Origin of the sequence: Steroidobacter gossypii (assembly GCF_016801985.1) — a bacterium.
Taxonomy (GTDB): Bacteria; Pseudomonadota; Gammaproteobacteria; order Steroidobacterales; family Steroidobacteraceae; genus Steroidobacter; species Steroidobacter gossypii.
Map to the genome: position 1 here is coordinate 84,995 of NZ_JAEVLS010000004.1, position 18,222 is coordinate 103,216.

Annotated in this window: 17 protein-coding genes; 3 read left to right on the plus strand and 14 right to left on the minus strand. The window is 61.0% G+C overall.

What is annotated here, in order from left to right; translation table 11 throughout:
- Nucleotide 1 precedes the first annotated feature (1 nt).
- The 6 genes from JM946_RS17620 to JM946_RS17645 all read right to left on the minus strand — a co-directional run bounded on the left by JM946_RS17620 (nt 2) and on the right by JM946_RS17645 (nt 6,189).
- The gene (locus JM946_RS17620; RefSeq protein ID WP_218042947.1) at nt 2-943 is read right to left on the minus strand and encodes an amidohydrolase family protein; all 942 of its coding nucleotides are present in this window, start codon (nt 941-943) and stop codon (nt 2-4) included.
- Nucleotides 943-1,191: an acyl carrier protein gene (locus JM946_RS17625; protein WP_203168668.1), complete on the minus strand. Its 249-nt coding sequence runs from the start codon at nt 1,189-1,191 to the stop codon at nt 943-945. Before JM946_RS17625 ends, JM946_RS17620 begins: the two co-directional genes overlap by 1 nt.
- A gap of 11 nt (nt 1,192-1,202) precedes the next feature.
- Nucleotides 1,203-2,645 (minus strand): AMP-binding protein, encoded by a 1,443-nt coding sequence (locus tag JM946_RS17630; protein WP_203168669.1) that lies wholly within the window; start codon nt 2,643-2,645, stop codon nt 1,203-1,205.
- Nucleotides 2,646-2,699: 54 nt separating this feature from the next.
- Nucleotides 2,700-4,586, minus strand: a complete 1,887-nt coding sequence (locus tag JM946_RS17635; protein ID WP_203168670.1) for an ABC transporter ATP-binding protein — start codon at nt 4,584-4,586, stop codon at nt 2,700-2,702.
- 46 nt (nt 4,587-4,632) lie between these two features.
- Complete coding sequence (locus JM946_RS17640; protein ID WP_203168671.1) at nt 4,633-5,391, minus strand: thioesterase II family protein; 759 nt, start codon at nt 5,389-5,391, stop codon at nt 4,633-4,635.
- A gap of 162 nt (nt 5,392-5,553) precedes the next feature.
- Entirely contained in the window at nt 5,554-6,189 is a 636-nt protein-coding gene (locus JM946_RS17645; protein WP_203168672.1) for a DJ-1/PfpI family protein, read from the minus strand.
- 119 nt (nt 6,190-6,308) lie between these two features.
- Between JM946_RS17645 and JM946_RS17650 the strand changes: the two genes are divergently transcribed.
- Nucleotides 6,309-7,430: a serine hydrolase domain-containing protein gene (locus JM946_RS17650; RefSeq protein ID WP_203168673.1), complete on the plus strand. Its 1,122-nt coding sequence runs from the start codon at nt 6,309-6,311 to the stop codon at nt 7,428-7,430.
- 5 nt (nt 7,431-7,435) lie between these two features.
- Here the strand turns inward: JM946_RS17650 and JM946_RS17655 are convergent, their stop codons facing one another.
- Nucleotides 7,436-9,208, minus strand: a complete 1,773-nt coding sequence (locus JM946_RS17655; protein WP_203168674.1) for a hypothetical protein — start codon at nt 9,206-9,208, stop codon at nt 7,436-7,438.
- 216 nt (nt 9,209-9,424) lie between these two features.
- Nucleotides 9,425-9,811 carry a hypothetical protein gene (locus JM946_RS17660; RefSeq protein WP_203168675.1) on the minus strand — a complete coding sequence of 129 codons (387 nt, stop codon included), beginning with the start codon at nt 9,809-9,811 and terminating at the stop codon, nt 9,425-9,427.
- 118 nt (nt 9,812-9,929) lie between these two features.
- Between JM946_RS17660 and JM946_RS17665 the strand changes: the two genes are divergently transcribed.
- A complete protein-coding gene (locus tag JM946_RS17665) occupies nt 9,930-10,478 on the plus strand; it encodes a hypothetical protein (RefSeq protein ID WP_203168676.1) in 549 nt (182 codons plus the stop codon).
- Here JM946_RS17665 and JM946_RS17670 read toward each other — a convergent pair.
- The 3 genes from JM946_RS17670 to JM946_RS17680 are packed head-to-tail and all read right to left on the minus strand — an operon-like array spanning nt 10,472 to nt 13,522.
- Complete coding sequence (locus JM946_RS17670) at nt 10,472-11,956, minus strand: hypothetical protein (RefSeq protein WP_203168677.1); 1,485 nt, start codon at nt 11,954-11,956, stop codon at nt 10,472-10,474. The two genes, JM946_RS17665 and JM946_RS17670, sit on opposite strands and share 7 nt — an antisense overlap.
- Nucleotides 11,953-13,104 (minus strand): hypothetical protein, encoded by a 1,152-nt coding sequence (locus JM946_RS17675; RefSeq protein WP_203168678.1) that lies wholly within the window; start codon nt 13,102-13,104, stop codon nt 11,953-11,955. The genes JM946_RS17670 and JM946_RS17675 overlap by 4 nt, the downstream gene beginning before the upstream one ends.
- Nucleotides 13,105-13,162: 58 nt before the next feature.
- Nucleotides 13,163-13,522, minus strand: coding sequence for a hypothetical protein (locus JM946_RS17680; protein ID WP_218042949.1), 360 nt, complete (start codon nt 13,520-13,522; stop codon nt 13,163-13,165).
- A 307-nt stretch (nt 13,523-13,829) separates the two neighbouring features.
- Between JM946_RS17680 and JM946_RS17685 the strand changes: the two genes are divergently transcribed.
- A complete protein-coding gene (locus JM946_RS17685) occupies nt 13,830-14,177 on the plus strand; it encodes a hypothetical protein (protein WP_203168680.1) in 348 nt (115 codons plus the stop codon).
- Between the two features lie 46 nt (nt 14,178-14,223).
- Here JM946_RS17685 and JM946_RS17690 read toward each other — a convergent pair whose 3' ends face one another.
- From JM946_RS17690 to JM946_RS17700, 3 genes are all read right to left on the minus strand, one after another.
- Nucleotides 14,224-15,330, minus strand: coding sequence for a hypothetical protein (locus tag JM946_RS17690; protein ID WP_218042950.1), 1,107 nt, complete (start codon nt 15,328-15,330; stop codon nt 14,224-14,226).
- An 84-nt stretch (nt 15,331-15,414) separates the two neighbouring features.
- Nucleotides 15,415-15,747, minus strand: a complete 333-nt coding sequence (locus JM946_RS17695; RefSeq protein ID WP_203168682.1) for a hypothetical protein — start codon at nt 15,745-15,747, stop codon at nt 15,415-15,417.
- 210 nt (nt 15,748-15,957) lie between these two features.
- Nucleotides 15,958-17,961, minus strand: a complete 2,004-nt coding sequence (locus JM946_RS17700) for a TonB-dependent receptor (protein ID WP_218042952.1) — start codon at nt 17,959-17,961, stop codon at nt 15,958-15,960.
- Between the last annotated feature and the right edge of the window lie 261 nt (nt 17,962-18,222).

Here is an 18,222-nt window from a genome sequence, read left to right on the forward strand (position 1 = left end):
GTCAGTTCCCGTAAGGTTTTCCCACCAGCTCGGCGATGGACCGCCCGAAGATGCCGTCGATCGAGCGTTGCTCCAGCGCTCGCAGCGGGCCGCGCTCGGAGAACAACTCGTCCATCAGCGGCCGCACGCCCGTTTGCAGCGAATGGACCGGCCAGTCCGTTCCGAAAACGATCTTGTGATTCAGGCCCTGCGCAAACAGCGAGGTCAGGTGCTGCGGCCAGCCTCCATCGCAGAGCACGACCGGAAACGGCGAAATGTCCAGATAAACGTTCGGCCGATACTTGCACATCAGCTTGGCCTGCTCGACCAGGTTGACGCCGCCATGCCCCAGGATGAAGTTCACCTCGGGAAACTCCCTGGCAGCCTTGTCGATGAGGTACGGATCGGCGAACGTGAAGTCGAGCGTCGGTGAAGTGGGCCCGGTGTGCACCAGCACGGGCAACCGATGCCGTCGACATATCTCGTACAGCGGAAAGACGATCTCGCTGCTCGGCGAGAACCCGCAGGGCGGATATAACTTCAGGCCCTCGAAGCCGAACTCCGTGACGGCGCGCTCGAACAAGTCGAAACCCTCCTTGCCCCAGCGAGGGTCGACGCCTTGAAACACCCAAAATCGATCTGGATGGCGCTCGCGGACTGTCACGTGCTGACGCGCGATGCTCTCGATGTCGATCGGCGATTTGAAGACGTACGTGAAGTCCGGCACCAGCAGCACCGCCCTGGCGATACCCGCCTCGTCCATCTGCGCGACCAGCTTGTCGCCCATATGGTCTTCGTGCTGCAGCCAGAGCATCTGCGTGATCTTGTCGACGGAGACGGGCACCCCCTGAAACGCGCTACTCCGGGCCATGTTGGCCGCGACTCCCGCAAAGAATTCGCGAGGCACGCATCTGTTCGAAGCCAGATGACAATGAGCGTCGATGATTGCCGGCGGGCGTTGCATTACTTCGCGTCCGCCGCGACCGAGCTAATGTAATCAGCCGCCCCGCCGACCGTCTGAATCTGCATCAGCTGCGTCATGTGCTGCTCCAGATCGATCTCGAACTCCTGCTCGATCAGTGCGATCAGCATGATCGCGTTGACCGAGGAGAAGCCCAGGTCTTCGACGAACCGGCTGCTCTCGCGCACCTCCGGGGCGCGCGGCGACGACACCACGCGATTGACGATCTGCGCCAGCCTTTCCATGGTCATGCTCGATTCCCTCATCGCTCGATCGCGTCCGCGTAATGCCGATAAATGTTCTCGCGGTGATACTTCAAGTTCCGCGTCAACAGCCCCGAATCCATCGAGAACTTCGCGTCGGTGATGACGTGCGCGCCTATCTTTCGATAGCTGACGGCGCGCTCGTTGTACTCCTGTAGCGCCGTTGCTACGGATCGGCGCGCACCCTCGCTTGCGCCGTCGACGACGATCACGGCCGCCAGCTGCTTCCGTCCCGGCGACCACAGCACCGCGACCTGGAGCACGCCGGGAATGGCCCCAAGCTGGCTCTCGATCTGTTCCGGATGCACCTTCACCCCGGCGTTCGTCACGATGATTTCTTTCTTGCGCCCCTTGAGCGTCAGAAATCCCTCCGCATCCAACTCGCCGATGTCGCCGGTGTGAATGCTGCCGTCGGTCTTGAAGACCTGATGTCCTTCCCCCTGCCGGGAGTAGAAGTAGCCATTCGAGAGCGGCGACGGCCGCTTGATGACAATCTCGCCGTCTTCCATCAGATGCACGTGCTCCGGATGGATGGGTTTGCCGACAGTTCCCGGGCGGCGAGCATCGAACGTGTTCCACGCGATCATGCCCGTCTCGGTCACGCCATAGGCTTCCAGGAGCGTCTGCGCGAAGCGCGTATTGAAGGCCTCCAGCACCTCTGTGCGGATCGGCGCCATGCCGGTGATCATGAAGCGCATGTTCCCGCCCAGGAACCTCTGCACGCTGGCCGCGGCGTTCGGGTCCGCTTTGAACGCGTTGAAAACATTCTCGAAGATGGCCGGGGGACCGATGATGAAGGACGGCTTGTCGGTGCGCAGCGCTGCAAACAACTGTGGAAAGTCGGTCACCGACAATGACATCCCGGCGAACAGGCAGGCGTAAACGGATAGTCGTTGCTGGTAGTTCGACAGCGGCAGAAACAGCAGATGGCTGTCCGCTTCGGACATTCCAAATGCATCGATGAAATCGCTGATGAGCAACTCCGTGCCGCGCCGACTGATACTCAGGCCCTTGAGGTAACCGGAGCTCCCCGACGAGTACGCCCTGGTCAAGATATCGCGGTCGTCAATGATGTCGGCATCAGGGGCCACGGGCCCGAGACTTTCGAACGACAGGTTCGCGTGCATGAACAGCGCAAAGCGATCCGCGGCGAATGACGGATCGGCAGTCTTGAGATCAACCTCTTCCGGAAAGACCTGCAGCACCGCCCCGATCCGGATCGCGGCCAGGTCCCAGAGAATGAACTCGTAGCAGTTCGGCAGCTGCAGGCCAACCAGGTGCCCGCGTTCGACACCTCGATCCTGCAGCCCCTGGGCGAGAGCCTCTGCATCGCGAATCACGTCGGCATGCGTCACGGTGACCATGTTGCCGTCGAGTCGCTTGACCTTGAGCGTGCCGCGGGCATTTCCAGACGCCCGCTCGAACAATCCATTGAAATCCATGGTCAACGATCCGTGTTATTCCGTTCTGGCTACGTTTCGAAGCGCGCGGCGACACTACGCCACGACTGCCGCCGCCTTGGGCCGACTCGTCTCCTCCTCTTCGGCGGCCAGGCGACGATATACAGGACTGCTCGCCAGCAATCCGGCGTGCGTGCCTTGCGCCACGATCCTGCCCTCGTCCATCACAGCGATCGTGTCGGACGTCATCGCATCTCTGATGCTATGGGTGATCTTGATAACCGTCGTGGCGTTCGCGCTGACTTGGTCGAGCGCCGCGCGCACCTCCCGCTCGCTCTCCTGGTCCAGCGCCGTCGTAGCCTCATCGAGCAAAAGAATCCGCGGCTTGCGCAGCATCGCCCGCGCCAGGGAGATGCGCCGTCGCTGTCCGCCCGAAAGTCTGCTGCCGACCTCGCCCAGATCGGTCTGGTAACCGTTAGGCAGTTGCTCGATGAAGCCATGCGCGTGCGCGCGCCGGGCGGCATACACCGCGTCGTCGAGGCTCGCCTCCGGATTTCCATATCGGATATTCTCAATGACGCTGCCGGACAAGAGGAAATCCTCCTGGGGCACGTAGCCGATGGCGGCGCACAGTTCGCTCACTGGAATATTCCTCACGTCGGCGCCGCCGACCACAATGCTGCCTTTGTCCGGCTCGTAGATGCGCATCAGCAGCTCGAGCAGCGTCGATTTGCCCGAGCCGGAAATGCCGACGAGCGCAATCTTGCCGCCCGGTGGCACCGTCAGGTTCACGCCTTTGAGCACTGGCGTGTCGGGCCTGGACGCATACGCGAAGTGCACATCTCGAAACTCGATCGACCCAGAAAGATCGATGCGCGTAGCGGTCGCTGGCACAGTGTCGAGCCTCACCGACGACTTGGCATCGAGATAGTCCACCACTCGCGAAGCGACGCCGGCCGCGACATGAAATGACGATCCAATGTCCACCAGGTTACGCGACGCGATCAGGATCGCCTGGACATAGAAGCCGAACGAGATCAACTCGCCCAACGTCATCCGGCCGGCGAACACATCTCGAAACGCGAACCAGAACAGCACCGTGATGCATGCGAGCGACAGCGATTCGGCCAACGCGTTCAAGAACAGCATGAGCCGGTTTACGCGCCTGTCACATTGCGCGACCAGGCCGACTTTGCCGGAGAATCGCCGGCTCTCGTTCGTGTGCTGATCGAATACATGCACTGCCTTGATGCGCCGGAATATTTCTCCGGCCGATCTACCCGCGTCGGCGATGGTCGCCTGCCACACGGAAGCGAGCTTACGCAGCGGCCGTGACGCGAGGATGAACGGCAACACCGTCAGCGGAACGCCGATCAGCACCACGGTGGCCAGCTCGACATTCACAAAGAAACAGGCAATCAGCGCCGCAGTCAGCATCATCGAGGACTTGACGAATACCGGAATCTGCTTGGCCAGGAACTCGCCCAGCGAACTGGTGTCGGCGATGATCCGGGTCTGGATGGAGCCGCTCGAGTGCCGATCGATGTAGCTCGCACCCATGGCGATCACGTTCTTGAAAACATCTTTGCGCAGCTCTTCGGTGACCTTGATCGCCACCAGACGCATGCAGTACATGCGCGCAAACGTGCTCAGGAAGTAGATGACGATCACGGCTAGGGTTATCGCCGCGACATAGTTCGAGAATCGCAGCGCCTCGGCGGCATCCTTGGGGATGTTGTCGATGACCCACTTGATCACCTGGCCGAAGGAGATGGTCAGGATCGCGACCGTGGCCATCGCCAGCAAGCCGAGCGCAAGTGCTCCTCTGCACTTGCTGAGGTAGGGAAACAACCGCTTCAGGGATTGATACGAACCGCGCTGGTCGCTCGCTTCCTGTGTGCGCGCCGCTTCGGAAATTCGCCGGACAGGCGCGGGACGCTGTCGCTCCTCGATCGACCTGACCAGGCTCTCGTCGTTCGTCATTGCGTCCTTCCTTGAACGTCACACAGCGCCGGCTTTCCGTTCCCGACTACGCAAGCTCCGGGCTGTGCAGCAGCGGCTTCAATATCGAGCCCAGACGCTCGACGAACTGGTCATGATGCGTCCGAATGAAAAGATGCGGACCGTCGAACGCGTGCAGCTCGATCTCCTGACTGAAGTGACGTTGCCACTCGAGCATGGACTGCCTGGACACGTCGAGATCGTCACGGCCCCAGAACAGCACGGCTTTGGTGCGCTCCTTGGGTGCGGCAATGAAACGATACGTCTCGCTGAGGGCAAAATCGGCTCGTATCAGCGGCGTGAACAGTTGCATCAGCGCCCTATCTTCGAGCAATTCGCCTGGGATCGAATCCATCGTTCTCAGCTTCTGCAGCAGCTCATCGAAGGGCAAGTCGTGAATCGGCCCTCTGATGCGCGGCAGATGCGGCGCCCTCTTGGCGGAGATGACAATGGCCTTCACACACCGCTTCGCCGCGTGATCGAGCGATCGCAACAGTTCGAACGCGACCAGCGCGCCGCTGCTGTGTCCGACGAACACGCTCGGCACGTCGAGGTACTTGTCGATCTCCCTGCGCAGAATGGCCACTTTCTCGGTCAACGAAGCGACCGGTGGCTCCTGGTAGCGACATTCCCTGCCGGGCGCCTGCATGCCGAGCACGTCCATATCCGCGGGCAGCAGTCTCGGCCAGTGGCGAAACAGCGAAGCGCCGCCACAGGCATACGGAAAACAAAACAACCGGCAACTCGGCTGGTCCGTCAACCGAAATTCTTTGAACCATTTCGACATGGGCGCAGAAGCTACCTCAAGCGCACGAAGGGATCAATTTCGGTGTGACACCACGGATGTCGCCACCAAGCGGACGCGGCGCGCTTAAGGCGTAGGATGAGTCGACCTATTCCATGGAATATATTTTTCGGAAAGGTTGACTAGTTAACGTCGATGGAGAGACTAGGCGCCTGGATTCAGCCGTCGGATGTAGCCAGGCAGGCTCTCGCTACGGAACGGCTCTCCATACACCAGTCCCGCCGGAAAATACTCCACGTCCAGTTGCACCTGTGCGGCGACGGCGGCACCGAAGGTGTCGGCGATGTATGCAAACGTCATGTCAATGCCGGCAGAAACGCCCGCCGAGGTCCAGATGCGCCCATCGCGAACGAAACGTTCCTCTACGACCGTCACATCGGGATCGTCGCGCAGCCGATCGAGAAACGCCCAGTGTGTGGTTGCTTTCAGACCTCGCAGCAGTCCGGCCTTCTGCAGCAGAATGCTTCCGGTGCAAACGGACAAGATGGCTTTGCTGGTGCCTCCCAACCATTGCACGTACGAGACCACCTGCTGCTCTTTCATCGCCTCGCGCGCGCCTCTTCCTCCGGGAATGATCACGACGTCGGGCTGCAACCGTTCGGTGTAGTGCGCGTCGGCACTGAAGCGCATCTTGTGCTCGCCGACCGGTGTCATTGTATTCAATGACACCAGCACCGGCGGCTCGCAATGTCCCCGCTGCGCCAGCGAACCGACCAGCTCCCACGGCCCGACCAGGTCGAGCTCTTCCACGTGATCGAAAATCAGGAACTGAATTCGCATGGTCCGACCTCCTGCTTGGGGTGGCGGATAGAGTACATGACCCTTCAGCCCGTTGAACCTGCGGCCACGCTCGCCTTCGGAGAATGTAACATTCGCTTCTCTCGTGGGTTCGAACGGATATGAGCCAACGCCATCTGATCTGCTCGCAGCTGCTCGTTGTCGCGATGGCAGTGAGTCTGACTGCTGTCGCCGCCTGCCGGCCAGTTGCAGACCCTGTGAGCATGGCGCTCGAGCGGGAGTTGAAAGCTCAATCGCGACCGATGGCGATCTTCGTGGTCAGTGTCGAAGGCTCGGCTGCCGCCGCAACGGGTTTAGCCGATGCCGAAACCGGTCGAGCAATGACGGTAGATACGCCCGTGCGTGTGGCGAGCGTCACCAAAACCTTGGTAGCGGCTACGCTGCTGCGACTGTGGGAACAGCATCGCATCGATCTCGACGCGCCCATCGATTCGCTCCTCTCTCCGAAGCTCGAGAACCTGCTCCGCAACGACGGTTTCGATACACGGCGGATCACGATTCGACATCTGCTCGGCCATAGCGCTGGCCTCGACAGCTACAGCAGCGATGATCGTTTTCGTGAGGCTGTGCTTGCCGAGCCGCGCCGGATCTGGACGCCCGAGGATCAGGTGCGCCTCACCATGGAATATGCCGACCCGCTCGGCGCACCTGGCAAAGCTTTTCACTATTCAGACACCGGTTATGTACTCTTGGGCGACATCATCGTGCGCCTCACCGGGCTCGACCTCGCCACCGCCGTGCGCCGTGAGCTGAGGCTCATGAAACTGCCCCTGAATGCGACCTGGTGGGAATCTCTCGAGGTCGCCCCTCCCTCAGCGGGACCACGCGCCCGACAGTATGTGGACGAGGTGGAGCTGACGAATGTGCACCCGTCCATCGATCTGTATGGCAGCGGCGGCCTGGTCATGTCAGCGCGCGATGTCGCGATCTTCTTTTCGGCGCTATTTTCTGGACGCATCTATGACCGACCCGAGACGCTGCAAGAAATGCTGCGGCCGGGGCAACATGAAGGCGCCGAGCGCTATCGGCTCGGCATCTTCGCCAAACGCATCGGCGATCAGGACCTCTATTGCCATGGGGGCGTCTGGGGCATCATGGCCTGCTACTCACCATCGACCCGTACGGCGGTCGCCGGCGTTACGACGCATCGGGACGCTTACGATCCGCTGATCGACATCGTACAGGCGACTGCGATTCGGTCGCAGCCGAAACGAGATCGCTGAAAGATTTAGCCGAACGGGTTGTGCCCACTGATGCGTGTGAGGCGGTGACCGCGCCCGATCTGGGCATTGAATTCCTGCTGATGGAGGAACGGCGTCAAGCCGTGCCGCGCCTCCCACGCCGGACCGCCCACCAACTCCCAGATGCAAACGTAACGGTCTTGCCCGTTGGCGCCATAGCCGCTCACGTCGATCAGGCGCCACCCCTGCGACGCCAGTTCGTTGAACAACCGTTGGTACTCATCGGCTGTTAAACCATGCCGTGCCAACCAGCGCTCGCCGCCCGTCTGCCGCCAGATCGTGGCGAAGCGATCCTGCCCCGCGACGGTGTATCCGTTGACCCGCCACGGCCGAAAGCCCTGCGACGGAAGCGTCCCGAACAAATTCTGGTACTGATTGGCGTCGAGCCCATGGCGTGCGATCCACGCCGGCCCTCCTTCCTTCGACCAAACAGCGGCGTAGCGCGCCTGCCCGCCCTCGGCATATCCGCTCACGCAGAGCGGGCGAAATCCGCGAGCGGTCAGATCGTTGAATGTGTGCTGGTACTGGTCCGAGTTCAACCCGTGCCGCGCCTCCCAGGCAGGCCCACCCTCTTTGCGCCAGATGCCACTGAAGCGCGGACTGCCCTTGCTCGAGTGCACGTCGACATCGACCAATCGATAGCCTTCCGTCGCGAGTGCGGTAAAGGTCTGCTGATACTCGGCGGGGCTGATTCCGTGACGCGCTTGCCACGCCACTCCATCGAGCGGCTCCCAAATGGAGGCATAGCGCGAAGTGAAGCGCTCCACCTCCAGAGCGAGAGACACCACTCCCGCTTGCGCATCCACGGACTTCACAGCGATTCCGAGTTGCGCCTTCGGTACGTAGGCCGAAGCGCCTTGGCGTGCAGGTAACGAAGCGAGCAGCGTCGTGGATGTTCCCGGTCCGAGCGCGCTTGCCTCATGCGCCAGCACCCAGCCCGCGCCACCTTCGCCTGGATCGGGCATGCCACGGTCATACTCATCGCGCCAACGTGCCTCGACCGTCAGGAATTGGTTTGTTACACCCGAAGCGAAGGCGAAGACTCGCTTCGGGCGATCCGACGGAGGCGCACCGCGCAGCGCCTCGATTCGGAATTCTGCACGCCCTTGTTGGGATTGAAGGGGCGCGGAAACATCCACGCCATGGCTGGCAGGATCGAGCCAGCCGCAACCGAGGAGTGTTGGCGCCACCATGCCCGGCCCGCTATCGGAGAGCTCTGTGGACACGTTGCCTGCCGCGTCTGTTAGATTCAGCGGCGCGTGCGTGAAGGAATATTTCGCGCCTTCTCGCCCCATGATGCAAAACTGGTCGTCGTACTCGCTCGGACCGCTGGGTGTGTCCAGGTTTGCATGATTTGCGCCGAGGAAATGCCCGATCTCATGGGCGAGCAGCGCTGGGTCCAAGTCCTGTGCCGCCACGTGCACATATTGCGGATGTGACGGCGAGACCGCGGCCGACCCGGCATCCGCGCGATCGATGACCAGCGCGAAATGCGTGTAGTGGCTTAGATCGACATCCAGTCCGGCTTCTACCATGGGTCGCACGATAGGCCCCACGCCGAAGCCCGCGTTCATCCACTCGGCGCCTGTCATCGGCAGAGTGAACCAGTCGAATACACGGTATTCGATGATCTTCCGGCCGCCCGACTGCTCGGTGAAGAAGCCGGTGGTGTGGTTGACGAGCATGTGCACCCAGTCGCGGCTGTAGGTCGTTGCCCGTGGGAGATCACTGTTCTGCAGCAGGAGAACTGCGAGTTTCATGGTGTAATCCTTCCCAGCCAGAGCGTGTAGCCGCATCACACCTCTGTCTTGGAACCGCAGAAACTCCCACAGACTGCGCCTATGGTTTCGGATCTACTGTGTGCGTTGTTTCCTCAATAGACAGAGACATCATGGATTACTGTCATGGAGGGTGCAGGAATTGCGGCTGGTTCGTGCGCTTCCTGCGCACCATCCTCACATCGAGCTGCTCATCGCTCAGAACAATCCAATGTAAACAGGTACCGGACTATTGCCATACGTTGGCAGCGCCGAGCACGCCGTGTTCGTATTGTAATAGACAGTTACATCGAGATTGTCCGCCTTGGCTTTCATGAGCGTCGCGTACCAGCTCAGACAGACCTCCGCGGACACAGTACCGAAACTGCCACTCGTGCTACACACGAACGTATAGTCGCCGCGCCACTGGCCGACGATGTTGACCGTACCGTCCGAGTATAGGAGCACCTTGGCGACCTTACCGACGCAGTCCACCGCGGCCTGAGCCTGTTGGGCCGTGCACAGCGCCCCGACCGCAAAGATCAGCGGCCGCAGAAAACTCAAACCCGTGCGAACTCCCTCAACCAGTGGTTTGCGCGATGACATTTCCGCTCCTCCTTGCGTTTTCGATTCTCGACTCCGCTATCATGCGGGCACGACGGTCATCAGGGATACTCCCGTGCCTCGACGCTGGTTACTGCCTGTCACTGTATTGCTGCCATTTATGACCAGTAGCTGCGGTAGCGACGAGTACTTCGGCAGCTATGTCTTTCCGACTGCGATCATCGGCGTCCGAACACAATCACCTCAAGAGGCAGTGGCGCTCGAACGCCAGGTCACCCGCTTCGCCATCGGCAAGAAGCTCGACGTCTACTACCCCACCGCCAACGAACCGATCGCCAATCCGCTGGAGCGCCCCCTGACCGGCGATGCCTTCGAATACGCACCGAATCCTCCCGGGCACACATACGGCTTCAGCATGGCGCTCAAGAAGCTCGGAGAGGGATGTTTCATGGTCCGACTCTCGGAACAAAGCCAGAGCTGGACGCCAGAGTCACTAGCCACCCTGAAGGAGCTCCACGGGAGACTGAGCCGAAGCCTGCCGGGCCAGGTGTACGCGCTGGTGCGGGCCAAACCCGAACAGAACCGCTCGGAATCGCGGGGATACATCGATCCGGAGTGGCCCGATCGCTTCGAGTCGCTGTGCGACCGGATGAACCAACCGGACGATGCAAGCAAGCTTGCATCGCCGGTGGCACCAGGCTTTCAGTGAGCTTTGCCACAGCCGCCGGCGATGTGACATTCGATGAAACGGTCGAGCGTCCAGAAGATGTACAGCCCGCCCAGCTCATTCACTACCGGACACGCGCCCGTGCCGCCACCGACGGTGCGGATCTTCACGCCTCCGGTCGGATCGGGCTGGCTCCATCGGTTCACGGTCCCGGAATGGAACAGGTGGCCCGGCAGTGTCTGATTCTGATATCGATATTCAGCGTCGTACCTCGTGACCTGGATGGGACCGCCATCGAGGATGCCCACGCCCTTCCACCCCAGCAGACTGAGCGGATCGCACGCCCCGGGAATCTCCCAGGTACAACCCATGCGTGCGTAACCAATCTCCCCGTCGATGAACGGCCGCTTTCGATCCCAGTAGCCAGTCACCGGGTGATAGAGCATTTCACCGAAGTACACGTCGCTCTGGGTGCAACCGGCCGCGCCCGCCGGACAAACCTTGTTCTCCATCTCATAGCTGTGCGGCGTCCCCGGCGGATCGCAGAACGTGTCGATGACGAGCTTGCGGAACACCTTGAAGAGACTGTCCAGTCGCAGTCGGGCAAAGAAACTGTCGCGAGTATCGGGCGAGTCCGGATCGATGAGCGCGGGAGCGAGACTGCTTTCCACGCCCCAATTCGCGCCGCCGCTTTCCAGCGTGTCGCGCATGATCGGAATCCCGAGTACGGTCTTGAGGATCTGCGAGACCTGCGGGGCCTCGTCGACCTGCGGCCAGAGATCGCCGAAACGTAGCGAGTAGATGAATTCGTTCAAGAACTCGAGCGCCGGCACGCTGTAGTTGGTCGTATCCAGATAGGTTCCGCAGACCACCACCTGGACCGGCTCCCAGCGGTACCACACATTGCCGAACTCGTCGCCCTCGTAGATCGGAATCCATACGAGCCGCGGTTGGCAGGCATACACCAGCCCTGGGTCATAGTAGTGTTGGGGATCTTCGACCCAACCCACTACGTCGCGAACAAACCATTCGAGGCCCGCGTCCCAGTTACGCACATGCGCGGGAGCTGCCCCGTGATTCAAAGGCGCGAACACTATGGCGTCCTTTGCGCCGGGCACAAAGTTCGATACTTCACGGATCAGCACATCGATCACGCCATCGACGTTGAAATCTCCATAAATGAGCTGGGCGGCGATTTCGCCCCACGAGCGGATGGTTGCCTGCTGAGCGGCAGTGAGATTGGAAACCAAAGTGAACCCACCGCTCGAATTCTGTTGCAACACGAAGTCCTGCACCGGAATCCGAGGCGCGATCGGAATCGCGATGTCATCGAGCATGATGGGTAGCACCGGAGGCTTGAACTTCAGGTGCAGATCCTGCCGCCCATCCATGTTCAAGTCGCCCACTTGCACACTGTAACGATCGGCGAATCCCTGATACTCGCCCGCTACGGCGGGACTCGCAGCGGTCAAGGCCCATAAGGCCATCGCAACCAGCCCACCCAGGATTTTGTTGCTCATTCCTTGCTCCCCATAGGCACCGCCGTCCTGGCGGGGTTCGTCGGGTAAACCGTAGAGGCATGGGCAAGGCTGCGAACACCGGTTGCCAGCACGGCGGCGCTCGCCGCGTAGGCGGGCTCGCCAAGGAGCGCCCGTAGCTGCTCGTTCTTAGTCCGTTCTGCCGCAGCCCACTTCGCCCGCGCGTCGAGGGCCATCACGGGACCTTGTCTCTGCAGCGACTCTGCGCGCTCATCCGATTCGCGAAGCAGCGCATAGGCCTGCACGATGTTTGCGTCGGGCACCCGATAGCTGGCCGCCAGAGAAGACAACACCCTGTAACGAGGATCCTGGCTCATCTCGTACTGGCGGAATCGTTGCTCGCCGAGGATCTCACGGACCTGGCTGGATGTTTGGTCGTCCGCATGGGCTGTGATACGCACCACGGACTCGCCTCGCGTCGCCTGCGCCTCCGCGTACACTGCGAACATCCGGCGAAACTCCGACTCGTCCAACTCGAACTCCAGCTCTCGCAACTGCTGAGCGATGCTCGAGCGGCGCAGTTCATACTCTCGAAATTCATCAGCTCCCAGTAGCTGCTCGACGCCGGCATTGAGCTGAGCCATCACTTCGGAACGCTTCACACTCAAGCCGGGCTCGATGGGCAGGCTCGCCAAAGTGCGATTGGCTTGCGCGATGAGTGCTTGCAAGCCGCGCAGCTTGTCGGCGGACAGGAAATCGAAATCCTTATGCAGTGGCAAGAAAACGGGTGCGAACGCTGGATCGTACTGTGCCTCGGCACCGAACAGCGTCGTCAACGTCTGCTCGGCGCGCTGCTGTTGCTCGAAGCGGGCGACTTCCTCTGTTGCGATCTGCCGGAATCTTGGCTCCCAGAATGCCCTGGCAGGCGCCGCGGGCTCCGCTTGCACGAGCGAAACCATGAACTTTTTGACCAACCCGGGCTCGATTCCCTTTGCGCGCAGTTGCTCCAACGTGCTTCGAAGCTCTTCCGTGTTCGCAGCGGGCGGCGGTCTCGAATCGCTGGGTGATGTCGCGGCCGTTTTTTCCCGGGACACCGCGGAAACATCGGAGCCGTCCTTCGCGAAGATCAGGATCGCAATCAAAGCGGCGTTCAGCGCCAGCGATCCTCCCAGGATCCATCTGCTATCCATGGCACGTTGCCTCAACTGATTGGTCCGCGCCCTGCGTGAGCGCCGGGACCGATTCGCTTCAATGCATCCCGAACTCGACGAGCTTGCAGAACGACGGGTTGGCTGTATCGGGCGCCACGACCAAGGCCACGGTGCTGCCTTGAGCTTTGGCCATCATCAGTGCGGCTGCGTACACGTTGTAGTTCGCTGTTTCGCGCCCGAGACTGTCATATGCGGGCGCGAAGTACACGAAGGCGGAGCCACCGTTACCGCAAGGATCTGTTACTCCGTGCAGAAAGATCCGCACCGGAAAGTTTCCTTGCCCTGAAAAATAAAGCTCTTGAATGGTGCCGGTGAGTGCCGACGCATCGGCCGCGATGAGCAAGCCCACTGATGCCAGAACGCTCCGAACGAGTTTGGGTGCGCCGAATGCGAACATGTGATCCCTCACTTTGTTTCTTTGGATGCGCGCCAATCCATGAGCGCCCTGTCTGTAATTTGCTGTCGCCCGCACCGGTTGTCAATTACCGAGGCGGCTGCTGCAGGATGAATCAGGTTTTTGCTGAAGCAGGCCGTTGCGGATCTGCCGCGATGACTTACATTGACACGAACATCTACCAGCCCCGAAACTACCAACACTCAGATGGAACATCATGCGCTCGCCATGGAAGGCTACTATAGAAGCCGCCGCGCGCGCCCTGCTTCGATCCGTCTCTCGTGCATGTCAACAAGGAAGGTACACAGATATGTTCAAGAATATGCTCGTTGCGACAACAATGACGACGTTGCTGTGCTCGAATGCGGGCGCCGCCATCTGCGACGGTATCATCACCAGCGTCGCCGTTCAGAACGATGGTTCGCTTCACGTCCGCCAGGCGAACGGAGGACACTGGGTGCTGTGTAACGTCCACCAGGAGGGTGTCTTCCAAGGCGTAACCACCAAGGCGGCGGCGTGCCGCAGCTGGCAGGCCATTCTCATGGCCGCTCAAAAGGCCGGAACGACAGTCCGTCTTTATATGCAGGACCCCAACCAGACCTGCTCGCTTGCGGATTGGTCGACCGCCAGCGTGTACTTCGTCGAAGATCTCGGCTGAGTCGCAGCGAAGGCTTGAGTCCGCCGGATGGGTCCAGGCCGGCCCATCAATCGCTCAACAGCAGATGGTTGATCACAGGAAGGACCGTGGTGAAGGGAACGATCCCGTTCCCACGGGGAGGCGCTTTGAAGTGCAGCAAGTTGTAATCGAACTGCATGCCGCGGATGAAGACATGCGTGACGCCTCGGGAGGCGAAACCGAGTGGATTGCCGTCGGCGTCCCTTGGGAGGGACACGACTGATGACCATTGTGAATGATCCAACCGCATATGGGAAACGTCGTCGAAGCCGCTGCCGACTCGTTGCCAGAAGAAGTCGACGACTCCGCGGGCCGGAGACGCGATCCCCACATTCCGCGCTGTGTGCGGAAGTACCTCCGAATGCCACGCTCCATCGAACCAGAGGCGCTTCAGCCGCTTCGGCGATGAACTGAACTCGTTCGCAATGACGTCATAGCGGTTTGGGCCCCAGGATGTCACTTCGAACTCGCTGAGATTGCCCTCGATCACCTGCCACGGCGCCCATGCCGAGCCGCCCTGCCAGGTCCGATACTGAAGACTGCCGCCGCACCGGGCGAACACCGCCATATGCCCAGGTCCCCAGGAGATTGGGCGGACGATATTGCACGAATTGCCCAGACCTATCCAATCGCTCCATGTTGCACCATCGAAGAGGCGATATTCGATGCGATTGCCGCTGCCAACGATGAATACCGCGATCCGACCATTGCCAATGGCGATCGCCCTTGGACCGCCCGCCACCACATTTCCATAGAGCACTTCCAGCGGGCCCCACTCTGTACCCCCTAGCCACGTTCGATAGCCGACGCCGCCGGCCGTCCCGCGAAAGAAGACTGTCATCTGTCCGGGCGCCGGAGAGACGGCTGAGGGATCAGAGGCGGCAATAAGCCCCAGCGACTCCCAGCCGCTCGACGTTCCATCCGTAAACAAGCGGCGGTATTTGATCGAATAATCGTCCTTGTCGATGATGAACGCGGTAATTGTGCCGTCCCTATCCGCGATCACGCTGGGTGTATAGACGATGCCTTCTCCCAGCCACTCGTACTCCCAGGGAACCTGCTCCTGTGCCGCCCCGAGAGACACGTTGAAGACCAGAATCAGACCTGCCAACCAACGAGCCATTGAATTACGCACTCGCAATCCCTTTCGTTTGACGTGCGCACGCCGGGCTGCAACGAGGGTGACCGCTGCAGATGAAAATCGATTCTGGAATCAGCGTCAGGTCGAGTTGAGGAAAACGCCCCAGACCTTATGCTGTGTTTGTACGCCGGTGCACGGGACACCGTCGTCGACGAAGCGAACCGTTATCGATCGTTCGCTGACCATGCCCGTCGTCGCCAATGCGAGGATGTTCTTGGATCGGTTGCTGCCGTTTGGACCTGCTTCATCGTCGGCAGGCCACACTCCAAATACGAGACCGGTATCGAAAAACACCCACGTGGTGCCGTCGCTCCAGATGCGCGTGATATTTCCAGTGCATTCTGTATAAGCGTGCGCGGCATTGGATGTAGCCGTCAACAGCGTAGCGGCAATGATGGATCGGAACTTCATGTTCACTCCGGGCTCTCCTATTGGCGCGGAGCGATCGTAGCAATGCCGATTCGATGACACATAGCGGGGAAAACCTGAATTCCCGCGTCAGCCGCAGCAAACATTCTCTCGTGCACGACTGAAGCGGCGCTCGCCGCAGAAACAAAAGTCCCTAGGATGTTTACGCGCCATCACTAGCGGCCGCGCCAGCTCTGGCATCCGACAGGTGCGCTAGAAGGTCACACCGAGCGTCACTCGAACCGTCCGTGGCTCCACGGGATGGAAGTGGATGTCGCTCACCGGCTCGCTCTCACCAGCCAGCTGCGACTCGTAGAAATAGGTGATGTCGCGATCGTTGCTGTCGAACACGTTGTAAACCGCCGCGCTGATCTTGTAGCGGTCAGCAAAGCGATAGCCCGCTTCGACGTTCACGAGCGTGGTCGGCTCGGAGCGAACGCTGTTGTCTTCGATCAGGGGGGCTGCGCCGAAGTGCCGAAAGCGCGCGCCGCCGAACCAGCCGCTCGGATGATCGATCGCGACACCCAGCGACGCGACGTTCTCGACCGCGCCCGGGATGCGATCCCCTGCCGGATCGGCATCGCTGAAGCGGGCTCGGGACCAGGCAAGATCGGCATCGACGATCAGCCATGGAACGGGGTTCCAAATGGCCGCCAATTCGATTCCGCGCCGCTCGCTCTCGCGGCTCGCCTCCGTCGTCCCGGCGTCGCCGATGAACAGCAGCTCGGATTCCAGATTCAGACGCCACAGCGAGATGCTGACCTGCATGTTGGGCACAACCGCCGTTCTAAGCCCCACATCTGTGCCCAACGCCTTCACCAGCGGGTCCACGCGTTGCGCGGGCGTAACTCCGTCAGCAGGATCGACTTGAATGGTCGTGCCGCGGGCGTCATTGCTATGGAAGCCCCGGCCGACGTTCATGAAAAACTCTGTCTTCCGCCACGGGCCCAGCACGACCGCGAGCTTCGGGCTGAGCAGCGAGTCGCTCGCGCTTCCGGAGTTCGCCGCAAGATTCGCGTCCACGTCGAAATCGAAGTGATCTGCGCGCAGACCGGCCGTCGTGCGCAGGTAATCGCTCCAGCGAGTATCGACGCGCGAATAGACGGCGTAGCTGGTTTGCTTCACGGCATCCTCGCGGACGGTAGCGAATCGCTCGCGAGCGATCGTTCGATAGAGCCCGACTTTGTCGATATCGTCATGCCGGATCTGCACACCCACAGCAAGCTCCTGCCCTCGATCGTGCCAATCGAACGGGCGGCGCCACTCCCAGTTGCCGCCATAGATACGACGATCGTCGAGCTGCTCGAACTGGTCGCCATGGTCGGGATCGGTGAAGTAGGAGAAGTTGGAGATCAGCTCGAGATCGTAGTCGAGCGCATAGAGCTGCCCGCTCGCGGTGCCGGGTCCCAGCGATCCGCTCCAATCCGCGCTCAGGCTGTATCGATGAGTGGATCCGCCATCGGTCGGGTCGATGAAGCCGAACCGATCGATTTCACCGGAGCGCACGGCGCGCAGCGGCACTTGATCTGTGGATCTCCAGTCGCCCTCATAGGCCTGCGCGGTGATGCTGAACCGACCGTCCCTGCCAGCGCGGCTGTATCGAAGCAGCGCATTGCGCTTGTCGAAATCTTCCTCCAGGACCCAGGGACCGTCGATGTGCGCGTATTCCACTCCGACCAGGAGCGTTCCTCCCCCGACCTCCGGTGCAGCCGCCGCGACGCCGCGCATGTAGTTGTCCTCGCCTCCCTCCAGAACCAACATCGGTGCATCCATCTCGTGCCGATAGCGCATGTTCACCGCGCCGGCGGCCGAGAAGTTGCCGGTCTCGGCGTAATACGTTCCTTTGCGGTACTCGATCGCCTGCACCAGCTCGGGAATGACGAAGTTGATATCGGTGTAGCCTTGCCCATGGCCGTGGGTCGGCATGTTCACCGGCACGCCGTCGACGGTGGTGGCCAGGTCGGTGCCGTGATCCAGGTTGAATCCACGTAGAAAGAACTGATTCGCCTTGCCGTCGCCGCTGTGCTGGGTGACGATGAGTCCCGGCACCACCTCCAGCAATTCTCCGCTGCGCAGTACCGGGCGAAGCGACAGCTGCTCGTCGCTCACCACACCTTGGCTGGCAGAGACCGGCGTTCCCTGCAGACGGTCCAAGCGGCCGCTCACCAACACCTCGTCGATGACTGCCGTGGGGACCCCACCTGCGAAGCTGGCCAAGGGCAATGAAGCGCTGCTCAGTGCGAACAGAGCACGACGCAAGACACTGGTCCGTAACATACTTCCCCGAAATGAATGATGCTGCTGTCGTGGTGAATCGAGCGAGCGCGCGCCAGCGCAACGCTAGCCATGCCGTCGCGGCCGCAGGGAGATGCCGTGCATGCCGGCCTTGTTCTTGATAGCTGAAGTCGTGCGTCGCAGAGCTCCGGCAATTGCGTTCACTGGCGTACCGGTGGCCGCCAGCTCTCGCAGGCGCCGTAG